Consider the following 20,933-nt stretch of genomic DNA (forward strand, 5'->3'; position numbering starts at 1 on the left):
CAACTCTTCTCCCGTCGTACTGAAGACAAACCGGTCGTACCGAGGAGAAGCACGTTTCCAGGCAGAGCGACTTGTGAGCCCTACCGAGCGGAGCTGCAATTTGCGGGTAAAAGGATCGCCACCGTTGAACAGGCTGCGTAGCTATGCGGCTTTGGCGATCCCCCGCAAATCGATGCGGAGCGAGCAGTTTGTGCTTCCTTGCTGGGCGAGCACGGAGCGGATGACGGAAACGTGTTCTCCTTGCAACGGCCACTTTGTCAACACACAAACGGGAGAAGAGCAACTCTTCTCCCGTTTTGTATCGATTCTGGCGAATTACGGAATGGACGGCGTCGGGATTACATCCGGGAACGTTACGCAGTCTTGGACCAGCAGCTGCTCGTCGGGGACAATCGTAAGTGCTGCGGAGAAGATGGGGAGTCCGGCTCCGTTGGTCAGCAGCAGGAGCACGACGTCCGGCAGCCCCAGACCGGTTTCGGCCAAGACGAGCGTGTAGTTCACCGTTTCTTGCGTGCCTGTTGCCGTGAACGTTCTCACGCCGGTACCGGTAACGACAAGACCGAGGAGGATGGTCGGCAGAACGATTCCCAGACCAAGGTCCGGCAGAACCGTGATGCACGTCGGCGAGCTGATCGTCGTTGGCGTGAGGCTGAAGCTTTGGTCGCCGGGGATGACGTCAGGCAGCGGTGTCGGACCAGGCGTATCGAAGAAGTTGAAGGTGAACGTGCTGGCCGACGGATTGCAGCTCGGGCAGATGTCGGCGATCAACTGTACGGTACCGATTTCTACCGGTGCCAGCGGCGGCAGGCCGAGGCTTACTGTTACGCCGGTAAGCAGCGTATTGACTGTAGCCTGGCAGTCGCAGTTCGCACGCGGGAAGATCGTCGGGCACTGCGGCGGGAAGACGATCGGCGGGCAGCGGAAACCAGGACCGGGGGACGGTGTCGGTACCGGGATGTCGTTCGGACGCGGTGCGCAGAACTTGGCCAGTACCTCCAGTTTTACTTCCGCTTCCACCTGGATTTCCTTGCAGATCGTGATCTCCAATTCTACCATGCCGCCGAGCAGAACGCTGCCGATCGGCGTGCACTCGATTGCGGTAATCCGGCAGAGAATGTTGTTTTCGTCCAGCGGCTCCGGCAGGCAGAGCACCACTTCGTCATCAAACTGGATGGTCGCCGGGAATTCGCACAGGAACGTACCATCAGCAAAAATGCGAAGCAACACAGTAGCACCGAACAGGAACCGGACAACGCCTACGCGGACGGTAGCACCGCCAACCGTGATCGTCTCACGGCGAATGCCGATGACACGGCAGGAAAATTCAGGCGAAATCGTGGGTTGCGGTTTCGGAATCAGCGGGAACGGCGGCGGTACGATCGGTTCCACGCACTGAATCGTAATGTCCTGTCCCGCACGGATGGCTTCGTCAACCAACGGCCGGCAGTCGTCTGGAATGGGAACCTTGTTGCGGTCCCTGTTGGCAAATACAACCCAGTCGTACACCTTTTGAACGCGGATGCACTCTTCCTGCAGATTGTTGGGAATCGGCGGAGGTGCGGTTGGCGTCGGTGTAGGTGTCGGCACTTGGTAACCCCTGATGGGCTTCACTTTATGCACCAGTACAACCCTTCCTTTCTATAGGGTATTTGATTTTGCATTACATACTATGGAGGCAGCGGGAGATTTGCTTGTCAACGAATGCCCATTTTTCGCGCAGCCTTCGCTTCGTGCCCTTCTGTTTAGAAAGGAATGGCGAACTGGCGCATGAACCAGTCGTCGTCGTATTTGCGACGGGCGAAATACCGCAGACGCTGGGCCACGGCCCCGCATTGCAGCACCTCGCGCTCAATCCGGTTGGGATCGGCGTGGATGATCAGTTTCTTGCAAGCTGCAATCCGCGATTCGTTAAAGTGGCTGTACGCCATTCGCAGCATGTTGTAGTACACATGCTCAAACTCCACTTTGTACGGATGGGCTTTTCGGAACAGGTGGAGGATTTTGACCGAGGGTTGTACATGGCAGCGGTAACCAAACAACCATAATTTTATGGAAATTTCGATGTCTTCAAAGCCCCAGACGCGAAACCCTCTGTCAAAACCGCCGATGTCCATAAAGACGTGTTTCGGCATGGCCAGACAGCCGCCGGGGAGGATGGCGGATGGTTCCGGTCGGTTTACATGCCGGGTCCAGACTACGCCCAATCGCTGGTCAAGCGTCTGGCCGTAGCCGACCTTGTGGGGCTCCTGCATCGACGCGATGGCGGGAGATACCGCATCGGTGCGCCCGGACTTGATCAGATCGACGAGACCGTCGATCCAGTAATTCGGAAACGTCAGATGGGCGTCACAGAAAATCAGATAGGTGCCTTTGGCGTGTTCCGCTCCCAGATTTCTCGCAGCAGCTGCGCCGATTCCAGGCGTGGTGATCAGCTTGACCCGGCCATTCTGTTCTTCTGTTTGCAAAAAGGCGCAGCAGTTGTCTGAAGAACCGTCATCCACCACGATGATCTCATACGGATAGCGCGTTTTCGCGGCGCGAAGCGATTCAAGCGTGGTGCGCACGTTGTTTCCCTCATTTTTGGCCGGAAAAATGACGGAAACCAACGGCAGGTGTTCGTCCGACATGGGATCACTCCTTTCTCCTGACATGGTATGGCAGAACGAAGAAGGGGGTACCCGTCTTCTCGGAAAATGACCGCTTCACGTCTCACGCATGGTGCCGGCTGTTCATACACTAGACAGCGGATGGGGAAATACCCATTGGAGGAGTGAATCGCATGGACGTCGAGGTATATTACGCGGGACAGCGCAGCGGGACCATACCGTACATGTCGGTGCCCGCCTTTCGCCTGTTCTGCAAACAGAATGGCTTTCAGCTCAGATGGGATGCCGAACAGAAGCGGATTGAGCTCGATTCCGGGCTAAAGGGGAGAGTCTGTGTCCTGGCGGTGGGAAAAGCCGGAAAAGACGCCTCCTACGAATGTGAGATTTTGAACAGGGTGCAGGCGTTTCTGTCCGAGTACGGGGCAGAGGTCGTGATCGGAGAACCGGCGAAGATTCTCAAAAAGGATGTGGCGATCCGCTTTAGCGTCAAGGAGATCCGCGCATCCGTCTCCCCCAAGTTGATCGTGTTTCGCAGCGAAAACGAGTCACGCAGGACGCTGGTTGACTGCCTCCACCATGAACTGAAGCAAACAGGGATCAACTGCGTGATAAAACTGCTGCGGGAAGCCCGCTCTGGTTCCTCCGGTATCGCGGTTCAATTTCAACTCCCTCAGGGTACGGATGAACAGCAGCGCAAGGCGTACGCAGAATGCATCGCCTTTTTTCTCGCTTCCGGAATCCTTCATTACTTTCTCACCGGTCTGCGTATCTCACCGCTGTCATACCTGTCGCGCCATCTGCTGAAAGCGTTTGGGGCAGAGCTGCTGCGGAAGAGGCGGATTCGGCAGATGCAGCAAAGAATGCGGGGGAGGAAGCGGACGCATACAGCGCCGCCGGGGTGAACGAACAGCAGGAAGCGGCTCCAACGGAACCTCTGGAGACAGAGGCGGCCTTGGGCGCACAGACAATCGATGTGCAGCCTGATCCTGACACGGCTGAAGCCAGGACGGACGAGGCGGAGCCGCAAGTTACTGTGCAGGAAGCAGTCCCTTTGGCGGAAACGTTCCGGCAGGCGGAAGCAAGGCGGCTGGAAGCAGAGGTGTTTTTCGACTACACCGTGCTGCGGTCCGATGTCGAAAACCGGCCGTTTTTGCTCATCGGCAATATTTGCGTAAAAAATACGGGAACAGAAGCGCTGTACAATCCGGTTGTCTGCCTTCGCGCCGATCCGCCTGACAGCATCAAGATGGGGGGACAAATCCTGCCGCCCAATTTGGTGGAAACGCTCGCCGTGCAAAGTTCTGCAGGGATCAAAGGGTGGCGGTATCTGGAGAATGACTGGTTTACGCAGGCGAAAGAACGAGGGGAGTACTGGATGGCACCGATTCATCCCGTGAGGATTGAGCCGAACACAACCGAGATGTTTCAGAATTTCCAGTTCTCCGTCACCAAACCGGAAACCGGAAACACCGTGACGGTCGAGGGCTATGTATTCTTTCAGGAACAGGGGCTGCAGTTTGCGGCCAATAACCGGATCGCCCTTTCCTTGTAAGCGTAAGAGGTAAAGAACCAAGAACGTATCAGGAAAAGGAGTGGGATGTATGGAAGGCGTCTCGTGGCTGGATTTGGCGATTCTGGTGCTGGCCAGTTTTCGCCTGACCCACTTGATCGTGTTTGACGAAATCACTGCGTTTCTGAGAGCGCCTTTCTTTACGGAGAAGTATGAGACCGACGCTGTCGGTCAACTGATCCGGCATATCGAATTTCACGGGGAAGGCTTGCGCCGCTGGCTCGGCATGCTGCTCAGCTGCCATTGGTGCGTAGGCATTTGGGCGGCAGCGGCAGTCGTCGCGCTTTACGTCTATGTACCGGCCGCCTTTCCTCTGCTGCTGCTTCTCGCTGTCGCAGGTGCAGCGGCCGTAATCGAGACCAAGTTGTACACGGGTTGACGGTTGCGGCTATGGCGTGTGGGACGCATGCTGAATTGTTTGATAGAGCCGTGCTTCGTCCTGGGATAGAGGAAGCACATCCTCCGCGATGAAGCTGACCTGCCGCTTCATCGGGTACACCTGATTTTCAAGAGAGATAAACCGCGACGAAAAGATGGCCACGTCGTTTTTCAACCGGCTTTTGTCAAGCGGTATCTCCAATGAAAACGATGGTTTTGTGATCTGGTGCACAGCCATCAGCCGTCCGTTGACCACGACGGAACACTGGAAATGGACCCCCTGCTCGTATGGGGACGGGATGTGCTGGGATGATCTTCCCTTGACCAGCAAGAGGTGGGCCGGACTGCTCGGATCTGCTTCCACCGTTGCCGTGAACATGGGGGGGACCCACAAATCCTTGTACCGGTTCATGTGCGTGACCTTGGGAGTCTGTTTGCGGGCGGCGTTGGCCTTGATTTGGCGCAGCAGGGAGTAGGTGCCCATGCGCAGGTAGGGAGCCGCGTACCTCATCCACGTATTTGAGATCGAGCCGAAGTGCTTGACGACGGTTTGCAGGACTTCCGGAATCCCGACCGAGTGCCATTGGGTTGCAGTTTTGGAGCTTTCGTGAACGCGGGTATTTGCCAGATGCTCGGGGATGTAGCCGATGGTGTAGTGTTTGGCTATGCGAATCCACAAGTCGTAATCCATGCAAAAATGAAGGAATTCGTCCACACCCCCCAGCTGTTGAAACACGTGCTTGCGGAAAAACGCGGCAGGCTGGCAGACACAGCAGCTCTCATACAGGCGTTGGAGCGTGGCGGTGCTGACCGTGAGCGAAGAAGAGGCACGACTGTTTTTGTTGATGACGAAGCAATTGCCATGCACCATTGCCCATTCCGGATGCTGCCGCAATGCCTGCACGGCTTTCCTGACCGCTCCCGCCACGTACGTATCGTCGGAGTTCAGCCAACCGATAATCTCCCCTTTTGCCATGGCTACTCCTTTGTTGACCGCGTGGGACTGGCCCCGGTCAGGCTCGGACACGAAGCGAAACCGCTCCCCCAGAGTGCTGCTGTACTGCTGCAGGAGGGCAACTGTGCCGTCCGTTGATCCTCCGTCCACCACGATGTGCTCGATGTTCGGGTAGTCCTGGGATAAAACGCTCTGGATCGTTTCCGCGATAAAGCCGGCCTGATTGTAGGAGGGGGTGATGATGCTGACGAGAGGAAGATCCTGTTGGGACATACGTCTCACTCCCTTCCAAAATGAAATGCGGAAAAAAGGGGGCCCGGGTCAATGCACTCGGCCTCCCTTTTTGCGCTATTTCCCATCGTCATGCGGTGCGGTTACAAATAATCCGGCACCAATCCGGGATTGCGGAAATTTGGCTTCCAGCGGGACGTTAAAGAGCATGAACGACTCGGTCCATGTTCCTCCCATGTAAGAAAGCCTCCTTTCACTTTCTCAGACAGATGTCGTAGAAGCCTTTGTACTGGGCGTAGTAGTCGTCGTAAATCGCCAACAGCTGCTGGACGGTAGCAGGCTGCTCCCGGCTCAGCGAGATCCGCGAAAAATGCTTGAGCACCCGCGCGGCGTCTTCCCTGGTGGTGCCGTACCGGTACAGGTGATACGGGGAGTACTCCGCGATGATCGTCGTGTCCTTGCTCACCAGCGGCAGGCACGCTTCGATAATGGCGAAGTCGGCCCCTTGCGTGTCAATCACGATCAGATCCATCAGCGGGGGAACGGTGAAGCCGTAACAATTGCTGAACATCTCCACGGGGTTCACCATCTGGATTTTGTAAGGCAGACTGCGGAAGATCGATACTTCCATGTCGCTGCTTTTCGGCATCGCACAGCGGTGATCGGACGAGTCCCAGGCGCTCTTGAAAAACGAGATGTACTGCCCGCTTTTTCCCAGCGCGTAGGGAAACGCATGAATGTTCTGAACCTGGTTGAGGTGAAGGTTCACCGTCAACAGGGCGAAATTGAGCGGGTCAGGCTCAAAGCAGTAGATGGTCGCCGACGGCTCAGCCTTTGCCAGATAGATGGCCGCCGAGCCAAGATGGCCCCCGGCATAGAGAACACGGCATTTCGGCTTTAACAGGCTCCGCGCATGCTCCAGCGAATCGCTCCAGAGGCGGTTTCCGCTGCGAAAACCGGCTCCCGCCACTTTGTCGTCGAGATGGGTGATCAGCTGCATGGTGAGATTGTTCAACGTCACGTGTGCGATCGAAAAAGGATACAAACCCGTTCCTCTCCTTTCATGACCCCGTCAGGTCATGCAGAGTTTGGTGGAAGAGACTCGTGTCACTGTGCCATTGAATATGATATGTGCAACACAGTCGTTTTGAAACGGGACAGCTTCATCATGCGGCCGTTCATCCCGGCGGAAGAGAGAATACCTATTTTTGTCCGTTTCAATATCACCCCTCTTTCCTTGTTCATAAAATAGTGCAGGCCAAGACAAAAATCGGACAGAGGTGCAGTGGATGAAACTCATATTGCTATCAGGAGGGTCCGGAAAGCGACTGTGGCCGTTATCAAACGATGTACGGTCCAAACAGTTTTTGAAAATGCTGCGCAATCCGAACGGCGAGTTGGAATCCATGGTGCAACGGCTGTGGAGGCAGTTGGCTGCCAACGGCTTGCTCGATTCTCTGTACGTTTCCACCAGCAAAACGCAGGCGGACATGATCGTGAACCAGTTGGGGACGGAGGTGCCGCTCATCCTTGAACCCAAGCAGCGGGACACGTTTCCTGCGATCGCACTGGCCGCCAGCTTTTTGTATTCCAGAGAGGGCGTGGACCTTCAGGAAACGGTTGCGGTCATGCCCGTCGATCCCTACGTCGGGGAAGATTTTTTCGCGCTGATCAAGCAGCTGGAGCACGTGCTCGACCAATCGGGAGCCGATCTTGCGCTGATCGGGGTTACGCCAACTTATCCGTCCAGCAAATACGGCTACATCGTCCCTGCTGAATCAAAAGCAGACAAGATACAGCCGCAGATGTACCGCGTCCTTTCGTTTACGGAAAAACCGTCTGAGGAGCAGGCAAAGTGGCTGCTGAAGCGGCGCGCGCTCTGGAACTGCGGCGTGTTTGCGTTTCGCCTGGAAACGATGATCAAGGAATTGGAGAAAAGAGGATACCCCGTTGAGTACGACGCGCTGATTCAGCAGTACGACCGGCTGCCCGCGATCAGTTTTGACTACGAAGTGGTGGAGAAAGCGGAACGAGTCGTCGTCGTTCCCTACGACGGAGAGTGGAAGGATCTGGGCACCTGGAACACGATCACGGAGGAAATGACCGTGAATCTCGTCGGAAAAGGGCACCTGGACAACGGATGTACCAATACCCACGTGATCAATGAATTGGACCTGCCGATTGTCGTCATTGGAACGTCCGACGTGGTGGTGGCGGCCAGTCCTGACGGCATCCTGGTATCGGATAAAGCGAAAAGTCACCGCATCAAAGATATTGCGAAAGAGTGGAACCACCGTCCGATGTTTGAAGAACGGCGCTGGGGGTGGTATCAAGCGATCGGTTACCAGACCACGGACAGCGGGGCCGAGGTATTGACAAAGCGGCTTCACATCCATGCTGAGCGGAATTTGAGCTACCAGTATCACCGTCATCGCTCAGAAGTGTGGGTAATTGTCGCCGGCGAGGGTGAATTTGTGTTGGACGATCGTCTGCGGCATGTTCAGGCCGGGGATGTACTGGAAATTCCGGTCGGGGCCAAGCACGCGATCAAGGCCACTGCCGATCTGGATATCATCGAGGTGCAGATGGGAGACAGCCTGGTGGAAGACGACATCGTCCGCCTGTGTCTCTCGTGGGAAGAGATCATGGAGCGGGTAAACCGTGACCAGCTGGAGGGAGGAGCATGAAACGCTGGATTGACAAGACCATCATGGTGACCGGAGGCTCGGGCTTTCTCGGTTCCCATGTGGTGGAACGGCTGAGGGCGGCAGGCTGCAGCCGGATCATTGTACCGCGAAGCCGCGATTACGATTTGCGCAATCAGCAAACAGCCATGTCGCTTATTGAGCAGACAAAGCCTGATTTGATCATTCACCTGGCGGCTTCGGTTGGAGGAATAGAAGCAAACCGCAAAAATCCGGGGGCTTTTTTTTACGACAACTTGTCCATGGGCATTCATCTGATGGAAGCGGCCAGGCGCGGCGGTGTGGAAAAATTCGTGGCCTGCGGAACGATCTGTTCCTATCCCAAGCACGCTCCTGTACCGTTTCGGGAGGAAACATTGTGGGACGGCTATCCGGAAGAAACAAACGCTCCCTACGGGTTGGCCAAAAAGATGCTCCTGGTGCAAAGTCAAGCCTACCGGCAGCAATACGGGTTCAATTCGATTTTTTTGCTTCCCGTCAACCTGTACGGGCCGCGCGACAACTTTGATCTGGAGACGTCTCATGTGATTCCGGCGTTGATCCGCAAATGCGTGGAGGCCAAAGAGCGTAACGAGAATCACATCGTGGTCTGGGGGACAGGACAGGTCACGCGCGAATTTCTCTATGTCGAGGATGCTGCGGAAGCCATCGTGCTGGCAGCGGAGCATTACGACGGCGATCAGCCGGTCAACATCGGCACGGGGGAGGAAATCTCCATCAAAGATTTGGCGGAGCTGATCGCCAGGGAAACGGGTTTTACGGGCGAGATACGCTGGGATACCGGAAAGCCGGACGGACAGCCGCGCAGATGTCTCGATGTCCGGAAGGCCAGGGAGTACTTCGGATTTCAGGCCCGGGTGTCGCTGCGCGAGGGATTGCGCAGGACGATTGCGTGGTACGTCGCGCAGCGGGCGCAAAGAGGCTAGCAGCTCTGCACGTTTACGACTGATCGGAGGGGAACATATGGAACGATGGGATGAAGGTATCGGTCCTCCCCGTGATTTTTACAACTCCACGGAGGATTGGGCGGCCGCAGCGTATCCGGATCAGAAAAGTGCGGCGGGCATGTATCGGAAATGTCCGGTCGAACCGTTTCGCTATGATCCCGGCCGTTTCCAGCAGCCGATTGACCCTTCGATGTGGACGATGTATGGCGAACCGCTGCCCTACTACATTGCCTTCATGCCGAACGGAAGAGTGTGGGGGGAGAACGGCGCGGTAATCAGTCCGGACAACAAACTGGTATGGGATGTCTCCCATGAGATGTACCGGCTGCCGCAGGAGCATTCCGTCTTTGAACAGGAATATCTGCCGCCCGTCACACGTCTGCCCGGGACCGCTGCGCTGTTGACATATGTGGGCAGTTCCAACTATTTTTTTTGGATGTTCGACGTATTGGCGCGGATGGAACTTTTGCGGCGAGAGGGGATCGCCGTCGACAAATACCTGATCAATCAAAAGCGCCAGCCGTTTCAGGATGAGACGCTTGCCGCACTCGGGGTAACACCCGATCGGCTGATTGAATGCAAAAGCGATACCCACATCTGCGCATCCAATCTGGTCATTACTCCGCCGGTGGCATACTCCGGCCACGTGCAAAAATGGGTGTGCGACTTTCTGCGCGAACGGTTCGCCGGGTGGCGTGCAGCCGCGTCCGGCGGGAAAGGGGAACGCCTCTACATCAGCCGCTCAGGGGCCCGTTACCGACACGTGCGCAATGAAGAGGAAGTGGTTGCTCTACTGGAACGGCACGGATTTACCCGCATCCATTGTGAGGAGTATTCGGTCGCCGAGCAGGTGCGCCTGTTTGCGTCAGCAGAGGTGATTGTCGCATCGCATGGGGCGGGCCTTGCCAATATTGTCTTCTGCCGGCCGGGAACAAAAGTAATCGAATTCTTCTCTCCTCACTGGGTTCGCCAAACATACTGGATGATCAGCTGCCACTGCGATCTAGATTACTATTACCTGATCGGCAGGAAGCGGAAGCTGGTCTACGATGTGTGGTCCATTCGCTACCACATCGAAGACGATATCGTCGTCGATCTGAAGAGACTGGCCGGACTGCTGAAACTGGCCGGATGCACATAGCAGCAGGGGTGGAAAAGGAAAAAACGGGGTGCTTGCCATTGGGCCAAGCACCCCGTGTCTATTATTCCTTCCAAAACGGTTTGAATGACGCGGCATGCGCGAGTCGCGCCGCTTGCCGCATGCGGCCGACTGCAGCTTACAGCCGGGGAACCGGGCGGCGATGATCCCTGATCCACTGCGCGATGCCGGCGGGATTTGTCAGATATGCACGGTAAAACTGCAGCTCCTGATACGAGAGAGGAAGCACCTGATCGGCCAAAAAGCTGACGACGCGCGGCTGCGCCGGGGAGCCAAGCTTTATGTTCCACGATGCGAAAATGTCCAGTTCATGGTTCGTCCGATCCGGCGGGAGCGGAAATTCCACGGTAAATGACGTCCCGTTCACGGCGATTGTTCCCGTCATGCTGCCGTTTATGACGTAATGCAGGAAAGCTGATTGGGACGCGGACGGCCCGGCCGGTCTTGCGCCCCTGATCAGCAGCGTGTGTGCGGGAGATTGCGGATCGGATTGAATCGAGACGTGAAAATTGGGCGGGACCCACATGTCCGGGTGGCGGTTCATCGCTGTGATTCGCGGTGCGTTGCCAAAAACCGCGTGCGCCCGAAAAAAGTTCAGCAGCGGAAACACGCCTTTGTTGTGGTGGAAGTACAGGTATTCCATCACCCAGTCGTTTGACACGGTACCGTAATGTTTGGCGCTCGTCCGGAACACTTCCTGAAGTCCTACCGTCGGCCACTGGGTGACCGATTTGGATGCGGAATGATACCTGGCTTTTGCCCAGAATTCGGGCACATAGCCGATGCGGTGGCGCTTTGCGATGCGGATCCACAAATCGTAGTCCATACAGAAGCTGAGGGTTTCATCCAACCCTCCCACATCGTACAAGACCTGTTTGCGGACGAAGGCGGCAGGCTGCAGGATGTTGCACCGTTCAAACAGTTTCAGCCGATCCTGCGGCTTGACGGGAAACGGCCTGACCGGCAGGTTTCGCTCGTTGGCAACGTAGCCGTTTCCGTGTACCATCCCCCAGTGAGGGTTTGCCATCAGGGCTTGAACCGCTCGGCGGATGGCGCCGGGCATATACGTGTCGTCCGAGTTCAACCATCCGATTATCTCTCCCCGCGCGACAGACAGGCCTTTGTTGATCGCGTGGGACTGACCGCGGTCCGGTTCGGATACGAAGGTGAATTTTTCGCTTAGCTGGTTGTATTGGGACAGGATCGCAAACGTGTTGTCCGTGGATCCGCCGTCAATCACGATGTGTTCCACATGCGGGTAATCCTGCTTCAGCACGCTTTCGATCGTTTCTTGGATATACTTTCCGTGGTTATAGGAGGGGGTGATGACGCTCACAAGCGGAAGCGATTGGGTGTCCATGGGCCTCACTCTCCTATTTGTGTGTTGGGTCCTGGCGTGCAGTCAACCAGATGTCCACATAGCCTTTGTACTGTTCGCAGTGTTCGTCATAAAACGAAAGCAGTTGGTCAACGGTAACGGGGGCGGGCATGACATTTTCCACCCGCGAGTTTACGATTTCCGCCCGGGAAAAGAGGCGAAGCAGGCGTTCTACATCCTGCCTGGAAGTGCCGTGGCGGTACAGGTGATAGGGCGAATACTCCGCAATCACGCCGGTATGCGGGCCAATCATCGGCAAACACGCTTCCAAAATGTCAAAATCGGCCCCCTGGGTGTCGGTCACGATCAAGTCAAACGAGCGAGGAGCCTTGCTGCGATAGCACGCTTTGAGAAATTCCGGGGGCTGCACGATCGGGATGCGGTAGGGGAGGCCGTGAAAAATGGTAACGTCCGGATCGTCCATTCGGGGCATGGCGCAGCGGTGGTCGGATGAATCCCAATCGCTTTTGTAAAAAGGAATAAATCCTTGTGTTTTTCCTGCTGCAAACGGAAACGCATGGACGTTGCGCACCTGATTGATCTCCAGGTTAACCGTCAACAGCGCGAAATTGATCGGGTCAGGTTCAAAACAGTAGATCAGCGCGGTTGGCTCCACCTTGGCCAGAAAAATCACCGCTGAGCCGACATGGCCGCCGGCGTAGAGAATCCGGCCATGGGGTTTGAGATTTTTTCGCGCGTGATCCAGGGCGTCCGACCACAGCTTCTTCCCGCTCCGTAATTCGGCGCCGGAAATCAGATCTTCCAGGTTTGTCACAAGCGTCATGGTGACGTCATTCAGTGATACTTCCGAATGCGTAAAAGGGTGCATGGCTGTCTACCTCCGTACAAAGATGCCATTAACCTGAAGCACTTCCCCTGTGGTGTAGTCTGCAAAATCCCTTTCCAGATAGAGCAGATCAAAACCCAGGCGATCCACGTAGTCAATCATGGCCGGATACAGCAATTGGTGCTGGTACAAAGGGACAAGCGACAGTTCCATTTCCAAGATGTCTACGTGGGGCAGCGTCCGTTGGGCCCCCTTGAGAACCTCCAATTCGTATCCCTGGACGTCCAGCTTGAGGTAGACGCGTTCGTGCGCGTGTATCAGTGACGGCAGCAGCGTATCCAAACGTGTGATGACGATGGTTTCCCTGCCGACGTAGCGCGAATCGGGAGCGCCGATCACGTGCCGGTCCAGCATCGGCAAAAGGGAACTGCTGTAGGAGTTGCCGGCGATGTTGATGATGGCCTGGCCTTCTGTACTGCCGAGCGCCACCTGCTTGCAGTCCCAGTGGGGATCGCTGGAGGCCAATTGCCGCAATTGGGCAAATTCCTTGGACAATGGTTCAAAGGAGACGATTCTGCCGCGATACCCTTGCTGTCTCAATTTGCTGGCGAATTGTCCGGTATTGGCACCGACATCCAGCACAAGGGCAATTCGTTTATGAGCAATCAAGTGTGATCTGTTGGGAAACTGGCGGAAGACCCAGTCAAAATTGCGCGTATCCAAGGCAGTGCGGACGGCGTGTTTCAGGAATTGACGATTGTCCATTACAGGTTCTCCCCTCATCGTAAATGGCTGGCATCTGGATTTTGCCTTATAGAGTAGGATATGATCGCTTCACCCGAATGGTTTGGACAGCAGTGTCTTCGTGTTTCAGTTTTTTTTCAAAACGCTGTGCGTTCTCCCGCGGTCGGTCAGCTGCAGATGAAGGCCGCCTCACGTCCTGCTTTCCGGAAACATCGCCCGGTCTCGCCGCGGATTCGCTTTGCATAAGTTATCGTATCGTGCCGGGAAACATAACTTCTTACAACAAAGGAGGGATATGTGGTGGCTGTGGAAGATCTACCCTTGGTGAGCATCATTACGCCGTCGTTCAATCAGGGGCATTTTATCCGCCAAACGATTGAGAGTGTGCTGCAGCAGGATTATCCCAATCTGGAGCACATCGTGATTGACGGCGGATCGACAGATGAAACGCTGGCGATATTGGAGCATTTCAGCCAGGTTGACACGCGCTTTCGTTTCGTGTCCGAGCCTGACCGGGGTCAGTCCCACGCGATCAACAAGGGACTGGCGTTGGCCAGGGGAGCGATCATCGGCTGGCTGAATTCGGACGATACGTACGAGGCGGGGGCGGTCATGAAAGCCGTGAAGGCGCTATTAGCGCATCCCGAATGGGGGATGGTTCACGGCAAAGCTTATGTCATCAACGAATACAATCAAAAAGTTACCGTCTTTCCGTTTCCCCCAAAACTGCCGGTCGACGCCCGCGAACTGTTTGAATGCTGTCACATCTGCCAGCCGTCCGCTTTCATCCGGAAAGAGGTGATAGAAGAGGTAGGCGGAGTGGATGAGAAGCTGAATTTCTGCATGGATTACGACCTGTGGATTCGGATTGCCAAAACGCATCGCATCGGCACCATTGATGACTTTTTGGCCAACGCCAGATATCACGGCTCCAGCAAATCGGGCACGCAGTGGGAATCCATCGGAATACCGGAGGTGCTAAAAACCAGTCTGAAACACTTCGGGGCCATTTCCAACACGTGGCTTGCCGACCATTACGTCCCCCATTACCGAAAATACGGAATCTACCGGATCCTGCGCGATGTGAAAGCATACCAGATGTTCGGCAATACTCCGAAGCTGGTGGACATGAACCGATACCCGGACCGGATGGTGCCGATTCAGCTCGTCCTGTCCATCGAGGTCAATCCCGAGCATCCGCTTGACACGCTCTTGATCAAGGGACAAATTCCCCATCATATTCCCGCCCAGCCGCAGAACATTCAGCAGTTGACCGTAATGCTCAACGGTCAGCATGCCGGCAGCGTTCGCATACCCGCAAACCTGTTTGAGCTGGAGATTCCGCTTCATTCCGATCAAGCGGAGAACCGGGTAGAAATCTATTCTTCGTGGCATGTCATTCTTCCTGACAGTCAGGCAAACAGGCGAGTGTGCAGTTTTATGGCCTACGAGATTATGCCCCTGTCCCGGGAAGAAGCGGCGTTTTACCGTGTGTTTACAAAAGAGCAGCACAGGCTGAGAGAGTGGATTCGCGAAAACAGGCAGCCTGTTCCCCGACTCTGATCCCACTCACCTATTTTTCACGCCCGTCCGCCAACGAACACGCCGCATTGAACATGCATGCATATCATAGCAGCATCGGAAAACAAGGCAGCACGTGCCAAAACTTGCGTGAGGGGGTGGCGGGCAATGAGCGGACACTTCATGCAATCGCCCACACTGCATGCCCGGTTTCTGGAAATACAGGCAAAAGTGGCGCCCATCCAGGGATGGGTGTGCGATCAAGCGGGCATGGTGCTATACCAGCTCGTGCGGTTTTATGCGCCTACCGGCACGGTCGTGGAATTGGGATCGTGGAAAGGACGGTCTACCGTTTGGCTGGCCCATGCTGTCAAAGACCGGGGCGCAGGCCGCGTATTTGCGGTTGACACCTGGGAGGGCACGAAAAACGGGGGACCTGATGAACAGACATGCAAGACGTTATTGAAAGGGTATAAGGAAAACCAGCTGTTCGAAGAGTTTTTGCAAAATCTCACCAACGCCGGCGTGGCCGATTGTGTGCAGCCGCTGCGAGGAGATACGGGGGCTACTTCCTGGCATTTTCCCAGGAATAATCCGATCGGTCTGTTGTTTATCGATGCTGACCACAATTACGAGGCGGTGAAGCGCGACTTTTGGTCGTGGAGTCCGATGGTGCCGGCCGGAGGCTATGTCGTGTTTGACGACGTTCCGTCCTGGCCGGGACCCACCCGCCTCGCTTCGGAACTGCCTGCCTCGTACAGGCGGATCTACATGGGATGGAACATTTGCGTCTTTCAGAAGATGCAAGGCTGAGCTGTTACTGGAGAAGGGAGGGAATCGTCCGCATGAACCCTGCCGATTTTTTGGCCGGAATCTCGTTTCGCAGGATTCGGCCGACCGACCAACTGCCGGAGAACATGTATTTTGCCGACGATTTCGCGCTGCAGTCAACCAATACCGTGCTGCCGGCAGACGGATTAAGGTTGACGGAAAACATCCGCAGCGTGTGGGACATTCCCAAAATGTCCACCTTTGCGATCGGAGCCATCCTGAACCGCCTCGTTTCGCAGATGGCTCCCGGACACGCATACGTGAATGTCGGCGTGTGGCACGGATACACGTTTTTGGCGGGACTGGTCAACCACCCCGACAAAATCTGCATCGGGATTGACAACTTTTCGGCATTCGGCGGACCGCGTGACCGTTTCCACTATTACTTTCAACGGCATAAAAGCGGGAACCACAAGTTTTTCGAGATGGATTACGTCGAGTATTTCCAACGCGTGCACAAGGAGCAGATCGGCTGCTACATGTTTGACGGGCCGCACGACTACCACAACCAGCTGCTGGCGCTTCAGCTAGCCGAACCTTATTTCGCCGATGGCTGCGTCATCCTCGTCGACGATACAAACTGGGCCGATCCGCGCCGAGCCACCCTCGACTTCATCGCATCCAGGCCCGGTCGTTACCGAATCCTGATGGATGTCCAGACGGCTGGCAACGGTCATCCGACATACTGGAACGGCTTGATCGTGTTTCAAAAATGGCAGGAATCCTAGGTTGTGCCCCCGTTGCACAGACGGATAATGCAACGCCTCTAAAGGTGGGTTACCGCTTTAGAGGCGTTGTCGTTTTGATCCGCACAAAGCGGGCTATGGGGTCTGAAACAGGTGTCCGACCGCTTGCTTGAGCGTCGCCAGTTTGGTGTCTGCCTCTTTCAGAGAGTCACCCTTGACGCCGACATACAGCTTGATTTTTGGCTCTGTGCCCGACGGCCGGACGCAGAACCAGGATGCGTCATCCAGCACGTATTTGAGCGCGTCGGTTTTCGGCAGGGTCAAGAGATCGGTTATGCCCAGGGCGATATTGCGGCGTTTGCCCGTCAAGTAGTCTTCCACGACAGCCACCTTTTTTCCGGCGATCTCCGTCAGCGGCCGGCTGCGCAGGCGGGACAGAGTGGATACCATTGCGGCCATGGTGTCTTTGCCCCTGCAGGTGATCGCATGCAGGTCTTCCCTGTAGTAGCCGTACCTGTCGTACAACTGGAGCAATGCGTCGTACAAGCTTCGCCCTTCAGCCTTGTGGCAGGCGCAGGCGTCGGCGATGAACAAGGCCGCCTGCACGGCGTCTTTGTCGCGGACGATGTCAGCCATCAGGTAGCCGCAGCTCTCCTCATAGCCAAACTGGAAGGTGTACGCGCCTGTTTTTTTCAAACTCGCCCAGTTTCTCGCCGATGTATTTGAATCCGGTCAGCGTGTCGACGGTGGCCAGCCCGAAATCAGACGCGATCGCCCGTCCCATCTCTGACGTGACAATCGTTTTCAACACGACGCCGTTTGCCGGAAGAGCGCCGCTTCGCTGTTTTTGCGACAACAGGTAATGCAGCAGGAGCGCTCCGGTCTGGTTGCCGGTCAGCACGACGTAGTCTCCCTGGGGGTGCTTCACGGCCACCCCGAGGCGGTCACCGTCCGGGTCGGTTGCCAGAACCAGGTCGGCCCCGACTGTTTTCGCATACTGAATGGACAGGTCAAACGCGTGATGTTCCTCCGGGTTGGGGGAGGAGACGGTGGAAAAGGAGGGGTCCGGATCGGCCTGCTCCCTCACGACTGTGACGTGGCGGTAGCCAAAGGCGTCAAGTCCTTTTGTGATCGCTTCGTACGTGGTGCCGTGGAGCGGCGTGAACACGATGCGGACGGGATCGCCTGCCGGTTGGACGGCGGGCGGGATGCGGCGGCGGTGCAATTGTTCCAGATACGCCTTAAGCAGCTCGTCGCCAAGCGAACGCAACAAGCCGCTCGCCCGAAGCGACGATTCGTCCGCCGTCTCAATCCGCAGCTCGTCGCCTGCCTCTTCCATGTGTCTAAGCAGCATGTCGGCAGTCGCCGGCGTAATCTGTCCGCCGTCCGCGCCGTATACCTTGAACCCGTTGTATTCCGGCGGATTGTGGCTCGCCGTGATGACAATGCCGGCAAACGCTCCCAGATGGCGAACGGCAAACGACAGCAGAGGCGTCGGGCACAAGCGGTCAAACAAATGGACGCGAATGCCGTACCATCCCAGCACGTTGGCCGACTCCACGGCAAACGTCCGGGATTTGTGCCGGCTGTCGTAGGCGATCGCCACGCCCGCTTCCATCGCTGCTTTCCCGTGTGCGGTCACATAGCGGGCCAGACCCGCCGCCGCTTTGCGCACGGTGTACAGATTGATCCGGTTGATCCCGGGACCGAGCTCCCCGCGCATGCCGCCGGTTCCGAATGCGATCGGTCTGGCAAAACAGTCTTCCAGTGTGTGGGGGTCATCCCGCAGGCTGTCCAACTGGGCGCGCAGTTCAGGATCAAGGTGGGCGAACGTCATCCAGCGCTGATAGTGGTCCTGCCAATGTTGGGTCATCGTTGTTTTCACTCCCGCTTGATAGTACCAGTTGTTGTTAGGGTATTACCGGGTGTCGGTCCTGGTGAACGATGCAGTCAAAGGAAAACCGGAACCGGCCTTGCCCCGGCGCCATATATTGAGGAAGAATGTCATTTTGGCAGTCCGGGGGTGAGCCGTTGAACGAGCGAATCAGGGTCAACTGGGCCGGGCCGCAATTTGCCGGCCACAGCATCGCTGTTGTCAACCGGAATCTCTGCAGGCAGCTGGAGCGAGATCCTCGCCTTCTCCTGAGAATGGAAGTGCCGCCGGACGAAATCGTACGGGTGCCGTCCAGCCGCGCCGCTTCGTTTGTACCATTTTCCGATGCAGACGCTGCGGTTGTCCACGAGTGGACGCCCAGGTGGGTGAAGCCGGCCGGGAAGCGCCGGATCTGCATGCAGGCCTGGGAGTACGGAGCCATTCCGCGCGACTGGTTCATCCCGTTACAGGAAGACGTCGATGAAATTTGGGTGTACAGCACCTACAACAAGGAATGCTACGTGCGCTGCGGCATTCCGGAAGAAAAAATCCAGGTGATTCCGCTGGGCGTCGACGAAACGGTCTTCCGCCCGGAGGCTGCGCCGCTACGCGTGGGGACGGCAAGTTTTTGCTTTTTGTTCGTCGGCGGCACCATCACTCGCAAGGGGATCGACCTCTTGCTAGAGGCATATGTGGACGAATTTACGGCGGATGACGATGTATGTCTGGTGATCAAGGACAACGGGGCAGGCAGCTTTTACAAAGGACAGACGTTTCACGAAGCAATCCGTCAAGCAGCTTCCCGGCCGCGCAGCCCGCGCATTGTCTATCTGGACCGGCATCTCTCCGATGAGGAAATGGCGGGTTTGTATGCGGGATGCGACTGCCTGGTTCACCCGTACAGGGGAGAGGGATTTGGGCTGCCGCTTGCGGAGGCGATGGCATGCGGCCTTCCCGTCATCGCGCCGGACCAGGGCCCCAGCCGCGATCTTTGTGACGGGCGGACGGCTTTTTTGCTCCCGGCCAGGGAGGTTGAGCTCCCCGCGCAGGGTACAGGTCTTCCGGAGACGGTGGCGCCGCCCTGGTGGCTGTCCGTCGACAAGCACGTCCTGCAAAAAACCATGCGCGCGGCCAGCGAAAACCGCTTGCTCGTCAAGCAAATGGGGCGCGCGGCCAGCGAGCGGGTGCGATCCGCCTTTACGTGGAAACACAGCGCAAAGGCCGTCCTCCGCAGACTGCAATCACTTGTGGAAAAGGAGTAGCGAGACCGTGACGAAAACAGCCTTCATCACAGGCATCACCGGCCAGGATGGGGCTTATCTGGCCAAGTTTCTGCTGGAAAAAGGATATCGGGTGGCTGGATTGCTTCCGCGGCGAAGCACCAGCAACCTGTGGAGACTGGAATACCTGAACATCGCGGACGAGGTGGAATACAGGGACGGAGACGTGTTGGATCTCTCGTCGCTGATCCGGGCTGTCAAGGCGGTCAAACCGGATGAGGTATACCACCTGGCGGCACAGAGCTTTGTCGGCTCCTCTTGGGAGCAGCCCATCTTGACCGCCGAGGTGACCGGTATGGGTGTGCTGCACATGCTGGAAGCCATTCGCGAGGTGGACCCGGGGATCAAAATGTATCAGGCGTCGTCCAGCGAACTGTACGGGCTGATCCAGGAACCGATGCAGTCGGAGCAAACCCCGTTCTACCCGCGCAGCCCGTATGCGGTTTCGAAGCTGTTTGGGTACTGGATGACGAAAAACTACAGGGAGAGCTTTGGCATGTTTGCCAGCAACGGCATCCTGTTTAACCACGAGTCGCCGCTGAGAGGGCTTGAATTCGTGACGCGGAAGGTGACCTACACCGTTGCGCAAATCGTGGCCGGCCGGAAAAAGGAACTTCGGCTGGGAAACATTCACGCCAAGCGGGATTGGGGGTTTGCGGGTGATTACGTGGAAGCGATGTGGCTGATGCTGCAGCAGGAAAAACCGGACGATTATGTGATCGCCACGGGAACCACCACGACGGTAGAGGAAATGTGCAAGATCGCCTTTGACTACGTGGGGCTGAATTATCAGGATTACCTCGTGATCGATCCGCAGTTGTTCCGTCCGGCGGAGGTGGACGTTCTGCTGGGGAATCCAGCCAAAGCGAAACGGGAGCTGGGCTGGATGCCCAAGACGGGATTGCAGGAACTGATTCACATGATGGTGGAGGCCGATCTGCAGAGAGTCAAACAGGCGTAGGGGATTGATCGAAGGATAAAGGGAGCATCAAGCAGCAGGCAAAAAACGTGAATCAGCGCATCGGCATGTGCCGGGAAACAGTCTTGCCAAAGGCTGTTTTTTTTCGTTCCGGTTTCAAAACAATGGGGTGTCCGACTCAGAGGTGTTCACCTGATTGTGCTTAACCATGACCTGTTTATTCTTTAGGACAACCTGTTAAGGTTAAGAGGACATCCTAAAAAACATCAAACAATGAGCATAGTCGCGCAAACAGCAATAATTATGGAATTTTTCCAATCTTCTTTACGTATTCGTTATGTGGCATGAAAGTTGCTTCTATCT

At 56.3% G+C, this 20,933-nt stretch carries 18 protein-coding genes and 1 pseudogene; 11 read left to right on the forward strand and 8 right to left on the reverse strand.

From position 1 onward, the window contains the following. Positions 1–315: 315 nt before the first annotated feature. Both IRT44_RS11235 and IRT44_RS11240 read right to left on the reverse strand, forming a co-directional pair. Positions 316–1,587, reverse strand: coding sequence for a BMQ_0737 family morphogenetic spore coat protein (locus tag IRT44_RS11235; protein WP_230076676.1), 1,272 nt, complete (start codon positions 1,585–1,587; stop codon positions 316–318). A 155-nt stretch (positions 1,588–1,742) separates the two neighbouring features. Further along, positions 1,743–2,627, reverse strand: a complete 885-nt coding sequence (locus tag IRT44_RS11240; RefSeq protein ID WP_171566393.1) for a glycosyltransferase — start codon at positions 2,625–2,627, stop codon at positions 1,743–1,745. Between the two features lie 152 nt (positions 2,628–2,779). Here IRT44_RS11240 and IRT44_RS11245 point away from each other — a divergent pair, with 152 nt between their 5' ends. From IRT44_RS11245 to IRT44_RS11255, 3 genes are read left to right on the forward strand one after another with little or no spacing between them, the layout of a single operon-like run. Beyond that, positions 2,780–3,508: a hypothetical protein gene (locus IRT44_RS11245; protein ID WP_230076677.1), complete on the forward strand. Its 729-nt coding sequence runs from the start codon at positions 2,780–2,782 to the stop codon at positions 3,506–3,508. A gap of 50 nt (positions 3,509–3,558) precedes the next feature. Next, positions 3,559–4,158, forward strand: coding sequence for a hypothetical protein (locus tag IRT44_RS11250; protein WP_230076678.1), 600 nt, complete (start codon positions 3,559–3,561; stop codon positions 4,156–4,158). A gap of 49 nt (positions 4,159–4,207) precedes the next feature. Further along, positions 4,208–4,555 carry a DUF1360 domain-containing protein gene (locus tag IRT44_RS11255; RefSeq protein ID WP_171566391.1) on the forward strand — a complete coding sequence of 116 codons (348 nt, stop codon included), beginning with the start codon at positions 4,208–4,210 and terminating at the stop codon, positions 4,553–4,555. A gap of 9 nt (positions 4,556–4,564) precedes the next feature. On the opposite strand, the gene IRT44_RS11260 is transcribed toward IRT44_RS11255, so the two are convergent. Together IRT44_RS11260 and IRT44_RS11265 are read right to left on the reverse strand one after the other, a co-directional pair. Then, on the reverse strand, positions 4,565–5,782 hold the full coding sequence (locus IRT44_RS11260; protein WP_230076679.1) for a glycosyltransferase family 2 protein: 1,218 nt from the start codon (positions 5,780–5,782) through the stop codon (positions 4,565–4,567). A gap of 211 nt (positions 5,783–5,993) precedes the next feature. Beyond that, complete coding sequence (locus tag IRT44_RS11265; RefSeq protein WP_212133065.1) at positions 5,994–6,785, reverse strand: FkbM family methyltransferase; 792 nt, start codon at positions 6,783–6,785, stop codon at positions 5,994–5,996. 244 nt (positions 6,786–7,029) lie between these two features. On the opposite strand from IRT44_RS11265, the gene IRT44_RS11270 reads away from it, so the two are divergent. From IRT44_RS11270 to IRT44_RS11280, 3 genes are read left to right on the forward strand one after another with little or no spacing between them, the layout of a single operon-like run. Beyond that, positions 7,030–8,427 (forward strand): sugar phosphate nucleotidyltransferase, encoded by a 1,398-nt coding sequence (locus tag IRT44_RS11270; protein WP_230076680.1) that lies wholly within the window; start codon positions 7,030–7,032, stop codon positions 8,425–8,427. Beyond that, positions 8,424–9,371 carry a GDP-L-fucose synthase family protein gene (locus IRT44_RS11275; RefSeq protein WP_212133063.1) on the forward strand — a complete coding sequence of 316 codons (948 nt, stop codon included), beginning with the start codon at positions 8,424–8,426 and terminating at the stop codon, positions 9,369–9,371. Before IRT44_RS11270 ends, IRT44_RS11275 begins: the two co-directional genes overlap by 4 nt. A gap of 37 nt (positions 9,372–9,408) precedes the next feature. After that, positions 9,409–10,533 (forward strand): glycosyltransferase family 61 protein, encoded by a 1,125-nt coding sequence (locus tag IRT44_RS11280; protein ID WP_230076681.1) that lies wholly within the window; start codon positions 9,409–9,411, stop codon positions 10,531–10,533. 136 nt (positions 10,534–10,669) lie between these two features. Here the strand turns inward: IRT44_RS11280 and IRT44_RS11285 are convergent, their stop codons facing one another. The 3 genes from IRT44_RS11285 to IRT44_RS11295 are packed head-to-tail and all read right to left on the reverse strand — an operon-like array spanning position 10,670 to position 13,481. Beyond that, entirely contained in the window at positions 10,670–11,911 is a 1,242-nt protein-coding gene (locus IRT44_RS11285) for a glycosyltransferase family 2 protein (RefSeq protein WP_171566385.1), read from the reverse strand. Positions 11,912–11,924: 13 nt separating this feature from the next. Further along, entirely contained in the window at positions 11,925–12,758 is an 834-nt protein-coding gene (locus tag IRT44_RS11290; RefSeq protein WP_230076682.1) for an FkbM family methyltransferase, read from the reverse strand. Between the two features lie 6 nt (positions 12,759–12,764). After that, the gene (locus IRT44_RS11295) at positions 12,765–13,481 is read right to left on the reverse strand and encodes an FkbM family methyltransferase (protein WP_230076683.1); all 717 of its coding nucleotides are present in this window, start codon (positions 13,479–13,481) and stop codon (positions 12,765–12,767) included. A gap of 279 nt (positions 13,482–13,760) precedes the next feature. On the opposite strand from IRT44_RS11295, the gene IRT44_RS11300 reads away from it, so the two are divergent. The 3 genes from IRT44_RS11300 (at position 13,761) to IRT44_RS11310 (ending at position 16,540) form a co-directional block, all read left to right on the forward strand. After that, a complete protein-coding gene (locus IRT44_RS11300) occupies positions 13,761–15,023 on the forward strand; it encodes a glycosyltransferase family 2 protein (protein WP_171566382.1) in 1,263 nt (420 codons plus the stop codon). 126 nt (positions 15,024–15,149) lie between these two features. Then, positions 15,150–15,794, forward strand: a complete 645-nt coding sequence (locus IRT44_RS11305; protein WP_171566381.1) for a class I SAM-dependent methyltransferase — start codon at positions 15,150–15,152, stop codon at positions 15,792–15,794. A 32-nt stretch (positions 15,795–15,826) separates the two neighbouring features. Beyond that, positions 15,827–16,540 carry a class I SAM-dependent methyltransferase gene (locus IRT44_RS11310; protein ID WP_171566380.1) on the forward strand — a complete coding sequence of 238 codons (714 nt, stop codon included), beginning with the start codon at positions 15,827–15,829 and terminating at the stop codon, positions 16,538–16,540. Between the two features lie 93 nt (positions 16,541–16,633). Here the strand turns inward: IRT44_RS11310 and IRT44_RS11315 are convergent. Next, a pseudogene (locus tag IRT44_RS11315) lies at positions 16,634–18,371 on the reverse strand (phospho-sugar mutase). 158 nt (positions 18,372–18,529) lie between these two features. Here IRT44_RS11315 and IRT44_RS11320 point away from each other — a divergent pair. Together IRT44_RS11320 and gmd are read left to right on the forward strand one after the other, a co-directional pair. After that, entirely contained in the window at positions 18,530–19,633 is a 1,104-nt protein-coding gene (locus tag IRT44_RS11320; protein ID WP_230076684.1) for a glycosyltransferase, read from the forward strand. Between the two features lie 7 nt (positions 19,634–19,640). Then, positions 19,641–20,612: a GDP-mannose 4,6-dehydratase gene (gene gmd, locus IRT44_RS11325; RefSeq protein WP_171566377.1), complete on the forward strand. Its 972-nt coding sequence runs from the start codon at positions 19,641–19,643 to the stop codon at positions 20,610–20,612. Positions 20,613–20,933 lie beyond the last annotated feature (321 nt).

It is taken from the genome of Brevibacillus sedimenti (assembly GCF_020923495.1).
GTDB lineage: Bacteria > Bacillota > Bacilli > Brevibacillales > Brevibacillaceae > Brevibacillus > Brevibacillus aydinogluensis.

Bases quoted from the DNA above. Each gene is read 5' to 3' on its own strand.
- IRT44_RS11240 (WP_171566393.1), bottom strand. From the start codon at position 2,627: ATGTCGGACGAACACCTGCCGTTGGTTTCCGTCATTTTTCCGGCCAAA.
- IRT44_RS11245 (WP_230076677.1), top strand. From the start codon at position 2,780: ATGGACGTCGAGGTATATTACGCGGGACAGCGCAGCGGGACCATACCG.
- IRT44_RS11255 (WP_171566391.1), top strand. From the start codon at position 4,208: ATGGAAGGCGTCTCGTGGCTGGATTTGGCGATTCTGGTGCTGGCCAGT.
- IRT44_RS11260 (WP_230076679.1), bottom strand. From the start codon at position 5,782: ATGTCCCAACAGGATCTTCCTCTCGTCAGCATCATCACCCCCTCCTAC.
- IRT44_RS11270 (WP_230076680.1), top strand. From the start codon at position 7,030: ATGAAACTCATATTGCTATCAGGAGGGTCCGGAAAGCGACTGTGGCCG.
- IRT44_RS11275 (WP_212133063.1), top strand. From the start codon at position 8,424: ATGAAACGCTGGATTGACAAGACCATCATGGTGACCGGAGGCTCGGGC.
- IRT44_RS11280 (WP_230076681.1), top strand. From the start codon at position 9,409: ATGGAACGATGGGATGAAGGTATCGGTCCTCCCCGTGATTTTTACAAC.
- IRT44_RS11285 (WP_171566385.1), bottom strand. From the start codon at position 11,911: ATGGACACCCAATCGCTTCCGCTTGTGAGCGTCATCACCCCCTCCTAT.
- IRT44_RS11290 (WP_230076682.1), bottom strand. From the start codon at position 12,758: ATGCACCCTTTTACGCATTCGGAAGTATCACTGAATGACGTCACCATG.
- IRT44_RS11295 (WP_230076683.1), bottom strand. From the start codon at position 13,481: ATGGACAATCGTCAATTCCTGAAACACGCCGTCCGCACTGCCTTGGAT.
- IRT44_RS11305 (WP_171566381.1), top strand. From the start codon at position 15,150: ATGAGCGGACACTTCATGCAATCGCCCACACTGCATGCCCGGTTTCTG.
- IRT44_RS11310 (WP_171566380.1), top strand. From the start codon at position 15,827: ATGAACCCTGCCGATTTTTTGGCCGGAATCTCGTTTCGCAGGATTCGG.